Source organism: Paraburkholderia solitsugae, from assembly GCF_013177695.1.
Classification (GTDB): Bacteria; Pseudomonadota; Gammaproteobacteria; order Burkholderiales; family Burkholderiaceae; genus Paraburkholderia; species Paraburkholderia solitsugae.
Map to the genome: position 1 here is coordinate 1 of NZ_WOEY01000186.1, position 9876 is coordinate 9876.

A 9876-nucleotide genomic window follows, 5' to 3' on the forward strand; every position below is an offset into this window, starting at 1 on the left:
TCGAGGCCAGCGGGTTCGACCTGCAACAAGGCCGGATATAAAGCCGCAGCCTTCCTGTCTACCAGCACATAAAATTCCTTGGCAAACGGGAGGCGTCCATATAAAAGGGCTCATCAGCTCCCACTCCACACTACGTGCGTCGCGGATGGGTCTGCCAGGGAACCAGGGGCTTCGCTTGCGCATGGTGGCGACCATCGGCTTCGCCTCGGCGGCGCTGCGGGCGCCGAGGCAGTAACTCATTCGCTGTATGTCCGTCGCGGTCCTTCACCGTTTTATAGCCTGAACTTTCCGACCATCTGCTTCAGGCCGCGCGCCTGGTCATCCAACGATCTGGCTGCCGCTGTCGCCTGCTCCACCAACGCGGCATTCTGCTGCGTGCCCGAATCCATCTGCGTCACAGCAAGGTTGATCTCCTCGATGCCAGCGCTCTGCTCCGACGACGCCGCCGAAATCTCTCCCATGATGTCAGTCACGCGCTTCACCGCCTTGACCACTTCATCCATGGTCTGCCCAGCATCCTGCGCCAATGTCGACCCATTGCTCACTCGCTCCACCGAAGTACTGATCAAACCCTTGATCTCCTTGGCAGCAGCCGCACTACGCTGAGCCAGATTCCGCACTTCAGCCGCGACAACAGAAAACCCGCGGCCTTCCTCGCCCGCTCGCGCAGCTTCAACCGCAGCGTTCAAAGCAAGAATGTTGGTCTGAAACGCAATCCCCTCGATCACGCCAATGATGTCGCCAATGCTCCGCGCGCTATCGTTGATCTCGTTCATCGTCGCAACCACGCGGCTCACCACGTCGCCGCCCTTCTCCGCAATCTCGGAGGCGTTGTTGGCCAGCGTGCTCGCCTGCTTCGCGTTGTCGGCGTTCTGCCGAACCGTTGAGGTCAATTGCTCCATGCTGCTCGCGGTCCGCTCGAGCGCCATCGCCTGTTGCTCGGTACGCTGCGATAAGTCCAGATTGCCCATCGAGATCTCGCCCGACGCCGTCGCGATCGCGTCCGCACTGGATGCAATGTCGGAGACCGTCGTTGCAAGGCCACTCTGCATGTCGTGCAGCGCGTACAGCATGCTCGACTTGTCCTTGCGGCCCAGCACGATCTGATTCGACAGATCGCCCGCCGCGATCCGGCTGGCAATTTCCTTTGCGTATGCCGGCTCGCCGCCAAGTTGGCCAGCAAGGCGGCGCACCACCCACTCGCTAATGCCGAACGCCAGCGCGATCAGCGCGACCGTCATCACCGCAATCATCACGAACGACGAATGGAAGATAAAACCCGACGCCTCGATCGTCGCCTTGGCGGCCGTGCCGCGTTGCGCGACCAGCTCGTCGACGAGTTTTTCGAGCTTGCCTGTCTCGACCAGCAGCGAGACGTCCTGTGTGCCGACCTGCCAGTTCATCTGCGACAAGTCGAGCGGTTGCGCTTTCACAAGCGTCACGAAGTCACGCAAGTGCCCGCTCCACACCGCGACGGCAGCAGCGAATTTCTTCTGCTGGTCGACGGCCTTCGCGTCGGATGTGTCGACGTACTGCTGCAGCGTGCCGAGTTCCGTCGCAAGACCGCTCAAACCCTTGTCGATGTCGGCGCCGAGGTCGTCGCGTTCCTTCGCGGTGGTCGCGGTCAGCAACATCTTTTGCGCGCGGCTCGCGCGCAGCATGTGGCCGCGTGCTTCTTCGGCAGCGCGGCTGGCAACGTGGCCCTGGTCGTAGATCGATTGCGCGGAGGCGTTCAGGCGGCTGATCTGGGTCAGCGAAAACACACCGATCGCGAGTGTGCCGATCAGCAGCACGGCAAACGCAAGCCGTAACGTGGCCTTCACCGACAAGCCCTTGAGCCGCACGGCACGCGAGCGGCTGCCCTGTCCACGCGATGGCGACGGCTTGCCCGCCACTTCCCCTTCCGGTACAAACCCCGCGCCCGTCTGGCCGCCCAGCGAAACTGCTTTCATATTCCTCGTCCCCACGTATCGAACTGCCGGAAAGGTCGGTTCCGGCATTAATGCTTTTCTCTCCGGGTCTACGGCATAAACGTCTGCGATCTTTAACGCCGCTCGCGTCATGCCAATCATCCCGCCCGGTCCTCGACGCGTCGCTTTGTAAGCTTCGCGCCCGCGACCGTTTTATACACGGCCAAAAATCCCCAATCCGCTTTTATCAGACCACTTGCCAGCCACGCGTGGTAATGGCAACACACTCGCCCAAAGCACCGCCGCGGTGCGCCAGTCTCCCGATCCCGGCGCATCCGCGACACTCGGGTAACCCAATAAGTGTCCGATTCGCGACAAAACTTGTCCTTACAATTCGCAGAAGCCACATTAAACTTCGGCAAATAGCTGACAACGCCAGATGCTGCGTCGAAGTGCCGCGGCAGTCGAACCAGCACACGAAGACGAAGAACGACGACGCGCCGGCAGCTTGAAACCTCTACCCCTCTTCTCTCTCATCTAGCGTATGGAAACGAGCCTCGAAAAAAGCGCCCTCGCCGGCGCCTCAGCCTCTCCCGCGGGTTCTGCCAACCCCGCCGCCGCGCAGCCGGCCGCTAAAGTCCAGCGCACGGTCTACTCCGTGCTGGGTGCGATCAGCTTCTCGCATCTGCTCAACGACATGATCCAGTCGTTGATTCTGGCGATCTACCCGATGCTGAAAGACAACTTTTCCCTGTCGTTCGGGCAGATCGGCCTGATTACGCTGACCTATCAGATCACCGCGTCGCTGCTGCAGCCGCTCGTCGGCAGCTATACCGACAAGCATCCGAAGCCGTATTCGCTGCCGGTCGGCATGGGCTTCACGCTCGCGGGCCTGCTGCTGATGTCGGTCGCGCCGAGTTTCGGCGTGCTGCTGGTGGCGGCCGCACTGGTCGGCTGCGGCTCGTCGGTGTTCCATCCGGAATCGTCGCGAGTAGCACGGATGGCCTCGGGCGGTCGGCATGGTCTGGCGCAGTCGCTGTTCCAGGTGGGCGGCAATGCGGGTTCGTCGCTCGGACCGCTGCTCGCCGCGTTGATCGTGATTCCGCACGGCCAGCGCAGCATCGCGTGGTTCTCGGTAGCGGCGCTCGTCGCGATTGTCGTGCTCACGCAAATCAGCCGCTGGTACAAGGCTCATCCGGCGGTGAAGAAGGCGCGCAGCCAGACCGGTCACGCGACACTGTCGCGCAACCAGGTAATGTTCGCGATGGGTGTGCTGATGCTGCTGGTGTTCTCGAAGTACTTCTACCTCGCCAGCATCAACAGCTACTTCACCTTCTATCTGATCGACAAGTTCCATCTGCCGGTGCAGGCCGCGCAGATCCACCTGTTCGTGTTCCTCGCGGCGGTCGCGGCCGGCACGGTGATCGGCGGGCCGATCGGCGACAAGATCGGCCGCAAGTATGTGATCTGGGTGTCGATCCTCGGCGTCGCGCCGTTCACGCTGCTGCTGCCGTACGCGAACCTGTTCTGGACCGGCGTTCTGACGGTGATCATCGGTGTCGTGCTGGCTTCGGCGTTCTCGGCGATTCTCGTCTATGCGCAGGAACTGATTCCCGGCAAGGTGGGGATGATCGCGGGTCTGTTCTTCGGTCTCGCGTTCGGCATGGGCGGGATCGGCGCTGCGGTGCTCGGGCAGTTGGCCGACGCCACCAGCATCACCTACGTGTATAAGGTCTGCTCGTTCCTGCCGCTGATCGGCGTGTTGACGGTGTTTCTGCCGAATGTCGAAGGCAAGCGCGCAAAAGCGTGATGGGCCTCTCCGGAACTGAATGAGAAAAAAGGCGCTGCGGCGCCTTTTTCTTTGGGCCCTCCCCCGCTCATGGTGAACCCGCGTTGTCCGCAGAGCGGCGCGTGCACTATGCTTGTGCGGATGGTCGCACGGCTCTCTCGCCGCCCCAAACCAGCCGTACGACTCGACATCCGTTCACTCACGCAGCAGAAGGATCGCCGCCGATGACAAGCTACCGCGACTTCCACCGCCGCTCGATCGAGCAACCCGAGGAATTCTGGCGCGATGAGGCGCGGCGAATTCATTGGCAGACGCCGTTCGATACCGTGCTCGACCGCTCGAATCCACCGTTCGCGCGCTGGTTCGTCGGCGGCCGCACAAACCTGTGCCACAACGCGGTGGACCGGCATATGGCCGAGCGTCCGCAGCAAAACGCGCTGATCTACGTGTCGACGGAAACCGGCATCGAGCGGCGCTACACCTACGCCGAGCTGTACGCCGAAATCAACCGGATGGCCGCGGTGATGCGCTCGCTAGGCGTGAAGCGCGGCGACGTCGTGCTGCTCTATCTGCCGATGATCCCCGAGGCGCTGTTCGCCATGCTGGCGTGCGCGCGGCTTGGCGCGATTCACTCGGTGGTGTTCGGCGGCTTCGCTGCGCCCAACCTGGCAGCGCGCATCGACGATGCCAAACCCGTGCTGATCGTCACCGCCGATGCCGGCGCTCGCGGCGGCAAAGTGATCGACTACACACCGCTGGTGGACGAAGCGCTCGCGCGCGCGACCCACAAGACACCGCATGTGTTGCTGATCGACCGGCAACTCGCACCCGAGCGGCTGAACGCGAACTATCTGGTCGCCTACGAGCCGCTGCGCGAGCAATTTTTCGACGCCCATGTTCCGTGCGAATGGCTCGAATCGAATGAGCCATCGTACGTCCTGTACACGTCGGGCACGACCGGCAAACCGAAGGGTGTGCAGCGCGACGTCGGCGGCTATGCGGTGGCGCTGGCGGCATCGATGGAACACATCTTTCAGGGCAAGGCCGGCGACACGATGTTCACCGCATCGGACGTGGGCTGGGTGGTCGGCCATAGCTACATCGTCTACGCGCCGCTGATCGCGGGGCTCACTACGGTGATGTATGAAGGCACGCCGATCCGTCCGGACGGCGGCATCTGGTGGCGTCTCGTCGAACAGCACAAGATCAATCTCATGTTCACCGCGCCGACCGCATTGCGCGTGCTGAAAAAGCAGGACCCGGCGCTGCTGAAGAAAGCCGATCTATCGAGCCTGCGCGCGCTGTTCCTCGCCGGCGAGCCGCTCGACGAACCGACCGCCGCATGGATCGCCGACGCGCTCGGCAAGCCCGTGATCGACAACTACTGGCAGACCGAAACCGGCTGGCCGATGCTGGCGATTCCGCGCGGCGTCGAAGCGTTGCCCACCAAGCTCGGCTCGCCGGGCGTGCCATCGGCCGGCTTCGATCTGACCTTGCGTAACGAACTGACCGGCGAGCCCTGCGCGCCTGGCGAAAAAGGCGTACTCACGCTGGGCTATCCGCTGCCGCCGGGCTGCATGTCGACGGTATGGGGCGACGATAAGCGCTTTGTCAGCACGTACTGGTCGAGCATTCCGAACCAGCAGGCCTACTCGACCTTCGACTGGGGTATTCAGGACGAAGACGGTTATGTGACGATCCTCGGCCGCACCGACGATGTGATCAACGTCGCCGGCCATCGGCTCGGCACGCGCGAGATCGAGGAAGCGTTGTCGAGCCATGCGGCGGTCGCGGAAGTCGCCGTGGTCGGCGTCACGGATGCGCTCAAGGGTCAGGCGGCCATGGCCTTCGTGGTGCTGCGCGACGCGCAAGCCTATGCGGACGACAAGGCAAGAGCCAGGCTGGAAGCCGAACTTGGCGCGACGGTCGACCGTCAGCTCGGCGCGATTGCGCGGCCGGCGCGTGTAGTGGTGGTGTCGATGCTGCCGAAGACGCGCTCCGGCAAGCTGCTGCGCCGCGCGATTGCGGCACTCGCGGAAGGACGCGAACCGGGCGATTTGCCGACTATCGAAGATCCGGCGGCGTTGCAGCAGGTGCGTGAGGCGTTGGGTTAAGCCGCGCGACGCGCTTCAAGAAACCGCGTCAGAATCGCGTTCGAATACGTCCCGGCGATCTCCGTGAGAAACGACACGAACGATTGCGGCGCGTGATCGTCGGCGGTGTCGGAGATGGTGCGCACCACCGCACACGGCACGCCGTACTCGTAACAGACCTGCGCGATCGCCGCGCCTTCCATCTCGACAGCGAGCGCATCTGGCAGCGCATCGCGCAAGGCTTTGACGCCCGTTGCACTCGCGACGAACTGATCGCCGCTGATAATCAACCCGCGATGGACGCGCGGCTCGCGCGTACCGAAGCGCGCCGCCGACGCAGCACCCTCTTCAGCGACAAAACGCTCACAGGCCGCGGCCAGTTGATCGGCAAGCGCCGCATTGGCGGTAAACCGTGACACGCCGAGCAAAGGCACTTCGAACCGCGGAAACAGTGGCGACGCGTCGAGATCGTGCTGCATCAGCGCGTTGGCGACGACGATATCGCCGACCCGCACCTCCGTTCCCACGCCACCCGCGACGCCCGTGAACACGACCGCCTCGACATCGAATGCGTGAATCAAGGCGCTGACGGTGGCCGCCGCCGCGACCTTGCCGACGCGCGCCAGCGTCACGACGCACGGCGTGCCGTGCACGGTGCCGAGATGATAGTCACGCTGACCATGTGTGATGGTACGCACGCCGGATTCGGCGCGCATCGCTTCGATCAGATCGCCGAGTTCCTGCGGCAAGGCCGCCAGAATGCCAAGCGGACGATGCAAGACAGGTGTGCTCATTCAACCGCCTGCAATTTAGCCACAGCAAGCGCCAGCCACTTCTCGCCGTGCCGCTTGAATTTGACCTGGGCCTTGGCATCCGTGCCACCGCCTTCCAGCGCCGTGATCGTGCCTTCCCCGAACTTGGTGTGGAACACCTGCTGGCCGACGCGAAAGCCCGTCTCAGCTGCGCGCTGCTCGTTCGCAAAGGCCGGCAACGGCGCCGGCGTCGACGACGCAGGACCCGTGTAACCCGGCCGCGCGAACCAATCGCGACCGTAGCCGGCGTTATCCGAGCGGCCGCCCCAACGCGCGCCCGCCTCGACCTTCGGCGTGAGCCACTTGAGGGTTTCCTGCGGCAGTTCGTCGAAGAAGCGCGAGCGGATGTTGTAGCGCGTCTGGCCGTGCAGCATCCGGCTCTGCGCAAACGACAGATACAAACGCTCCTTGGCCCGCGTGATCGCCACGTACATCAGACGGCGTTCTTCTTCCAGACCGTCCGTCTCCATCGCGCTGTTTTCATGCGGGAACAGCCCTTCTTCGAGCCCGGTGATAAACACCGCCGTGAACTCGAGGCCCTTGGCCGCGTGCACCGTCATCAACTGCACGGCTTCCTGACCGGCTTGTGCCTGGTTGTCACCCGCTTCCAGCGATGCGTGCGACAGGAAACCGGCGAGCGGCGTCATCGTATCCGGGTTTTGCGCCGGATCAGCGATGCCGGGCGCGTCCAGCACGACGGTATTCGGATCGTCTGTGGCGACGGCCAACTCAGGCGCCGTGGTCGCGCCCGGGCGCAGCGGAATCGAGCGCGCCGGCGTATCCATGCCGTAACCTTCTTCGCTGACGAACGCGGCAGCCGCGTTGACCAGTTCCTGCAAGTTCTCCAGCCGGTCCTGGCCTTCCCGTTCGTTCTGATAGAACTCCGTGAGACCACTCGTGCGAACCACGTATTCGACCGTTTCCGGCAGGCTCATCTGCTGCGTTTCCGCGCGCATCTTGCCGATCAGGTTCGCGAAGCCGGCGAGGCTCGACCCCGCCTTACCCGCGACATACGGAATCGCCGCGGCCATCGAGCAGTTGTACAGACGCGCTGCGTCGGCAAGTTGCTCGATCGAACGCGCCCCAATACCGCGCGTGGGGAAATTGACGACGCGGGCGAACGCGGTGTCGTCGTTCGGATTGTCGATCAGTCGCAGATAGGCCAGCGCGTGCTTGACTTCCTGACGCTCGAAAAAGCGCAGACCGCCGTACACCCGGTACGCGATGCCCGCATTGACCAGCGTGTGTTCGATCGTGCGCGACTGCGCGTTGCTGCGATACAGGATGGCAATTTCGCTGCGCGACGTGCCGGTGCTGATCAGCGCCTTGATTTCTTCGACGATCCAGCCGGCTTCCTGCGTATCGGTGGCGGACTCGTAGACGCGCACCGGTTCGCCGTGCCCCGCGTCGGTACGCAGATTTTTGCCCAGACGCCGCGAGTTATTGGCGATCAGTTGATTGGCCGCGTCGAGGATATGGCCGTGCGAGCGATAGTTCTGCTCGAGCTTGATCATGTGCCGAACGTTGAACTCGTGTTCGAAGTCGCGCATGTTGCCGACGTTCGCACCGCGGAACGCGTAGATTGACTGGTCGTCGTCGCCGACCGCGAAGATCGAGTTGGTCTGCCCGGCCAGCAGCTTCAGCCAGGCGTACTGCAGCTTGTTGGTGTCCTGAAACTCGTCGACGAGAATGTGCTTGAAGCGCGCCTGATAGTGGGCGCGCAGCGGCGGATTGTGCGCCAGCAGTTCAAAGCAGCGCAGCAGCAGTTCCGGAAAGTCGACGACGCCTTCGCGCTGGCATTGCTGCTCGTAGGCTTCGTAGAGTTCGACGAATTTGCGGTTGAAGTTGTCGGTGGCGTCGACGTCTTTCGGGCGCAGGCCTTGTTCTTTGGAGTTGTTGATGAAGTACTGGAGGTTTTTCGCCGGGTACTTTTCATCGTCGATGTTAAGGCCCTTCATCAGACGCTTGATCGCGGAGAGTTGGTCTGCGGTATCGAGAATCTGGAAGGTGGCGGGCAGGCCGGCGTCGCGATGGTGCGCGCGGAGCATGCGGTTGCACAGGCCGTGGAAGGTGCCGATCCACATGCCTCGCGTGTCGATCGGCAAGAGTGCCGACAGACGCGACATCATTTCGCGGGCGGCTTTATTGGTAAAGGTCACCGCCAGGATGGTGGCGGGCGACGCCAGACCGTGCTGGATGAGCCATGCGATCCGCGTGATGAGGACGCGGGTTTTGCCGCTGCCCGCGCCGGCAAGGATGAGCGCCGGCTCGTTGGGGAGCGTGACGGCGGCGTGTTGTTCGGGGTTTAGATTGGCTAGCAGATCGGGCATTTTTTGGGAGGACGGCAAGTGCGTCCGACATTATATGCCCCTCCGGGGCTGGGGTTTTTTTGGGGGTTTTTGCTTGCGGTGCTTTCTGGTTGTTTGCCTGCGGCGACGGGGTTTGGCTGGGGGTTTTTTCCTGCGCGGCGCTTGTTCGTCTGTATGCCTGCGGCGTTGGCCTTTCCTTGATCTGTATGCCTTCGCGGCGCTTTGTCTGTGTGCCTACGGCGTTGGCCTTTCCTTGTTTTGATATTGGATTATTAGCGTCGCCCCTGTGCGGGGCAGGCACCTACTTTTCTTTGCCTGCCGCAAAGAAAAGTAGGCAAAAGAAAGCGGCTCAAACCGCTAATTCTTAAGCGGGTCTCCCGCACAGCCACGGTAGTGGTGCATCTGGAATCGGTGCCCTCGCGCAGTCGGCGCCAGTGACAAAGGAGTCATACTTCCGGCGACGCTGCGCGCGCCGACGCGGTAGCTCATCAAACCGGGCGCCGTTTTTACGCTCAGCGGTGATTCACAAGGCTACCCGCCGCGTTCGATGCCCGCGGCACCTCAAAAGGCAGCACGCCGTACTCGTTGTCCGCGGCACTTCAAAGAGCAGCCTGCCGTTTTCGGCGCCTGGCCGTACTTCGTTTGCCGCTGGTCATGTTCGGCGTCGGCGGTCTTTCCGAAGCACTAGCCCAGCTGGCGCATCGCCGAGGCGAGGCCAATGGCCCCCACCGCGTCCGAACGAAGCCCCATGTTTTCTGATGGACCCTTCCGGCGAGCACGTCGTGCGAGGCGGGAAGTATGAGTGCCTTGTCACTAACGCGAAGTGTGCGGAAACACAGATTCCAGATGCACCACGGCCCCCTCCGAGCCAGGAGACTCGCTTAAAAATTAGCGGTTTGAGCCGCTTTCTCTTGCTTACTTCTCTTTGCGGCCGGCAAAGAGAAGTAAGTGCCCGCCCCGCAC

5 protein-coding genes are annotated in these 9876 nt (G+C 62.8%); 2 read left to right on the forward strand and 3 right to left on the reverse strand.

From position 1 onward, the window contains the following. Positions 1 to 272: 272 nt before the first annotated feature. Positions 273 to 1952: a methyl-accepting chemotaxis protein gene (locus GNZ12_RS43250; protein ID WP_172319053.1), complete on the reverse strand. Its 1680-nt coding sequence runs from the start codon at positions 1950 to 1952 to the stop codon at positions 273 to 275. Positions 1953 to 2454: 502 nt separating this feature from the next. Between GNZ12_RS43250 and GNZ12_RS43255 the strand changes: the two genes are divergently transcribed. Further along, positions 2455 to 3720, forward strand: coding sequence for an MFS transporter (locus GNZ12_RS43255; protein ID WP_172319055.1), 1266 nt, complete (start codon positions 2455 to 2457; stop codon positions 3718 to 3720). Between the two features lie 203 nt (positions 3721 to 3923). Then, positions 3924 to 5813 (forward strand): propionate--CoA ligase, encoded by a 1890-nt coding sequence (locus tag GNZ12_RS43260; RefSeq protein WP_172319057.1) that lies wholly within the window; start codon positions 3924 to 3926, stop codon positions 5811 to 5813. On the opposite strand, the gene GNZ12_RS43265 is transcribed toward GNZ12_RS43260, so the two are convergent. Next, entirely contained in the window at positions 5810 to 6586 is a 777-nt protein-coding gene (locus GNZ12_RS43265) for a 5'-methylthioadenosine/adenosylhomocysteine nucleosidase (RefSeq protein WP_172319059.1), read from the reverse strand. The two genes, GNZ12_RS43260 and GNZ12_RS43265, sit on opposite strands and share 4 nt — an antisense overlap. Continuing rightward, on the reverse strand, positions 6583 to 8934 hold the full coding sequence (locus GNZ12_RS43270; RefSeq protein ID WP_172319061.1) for a UvrD-helicase domain-containing protein: 2352 nt from the start codon (positions 8932 to 8934) through the stop codon (positions 6583 to 6585). Before GNZ12_RS43270 ends, GNZ12_RS43265 begins: the two co-directional genes overlap by 4 nt. Positions 8935 to 9876 lie beyond the last annotated feature (942 nt).

Coding starts and splice junctions, on each gene's coding strand:
- GNZ12_RS43250 (WP_172319053.1), bottom strand. CDS start 1,952: ATGAAAGCAGTTTCGCTGGGCGGCCAGACGGGCGCGGGGTTTGTACCG.
- GNZ12_RS43255 (WP_172319055.1), top strand. CDS start 2,455: ATGGAAACGAGCCTCGAAAAAAGCGCCCTCGCCGGCGCCTCAGCCTCT.
- GNZ12_RS43260 (WP_172319057.1), top strand. CDS start 3,924: ATGACAAGCTACCGCGACTTCCACCGCCGCTCGATCGAGCAACCCGAG.
- GNZ12_RS43265 (WP_172319059.1), bottom strand. CDS start 6,586: ATGAGCACACCTGTCTTGCATCGTCCGCTTGGCATTCTGGCGGCCTTG.
- GNZ12_RS43270 (WP_172319061.1), bottom strand. CDS start 8,934: ATGCCCGATCTGCTAGCCAATCTAAACCCCGAACAACACGCCGCCGTC.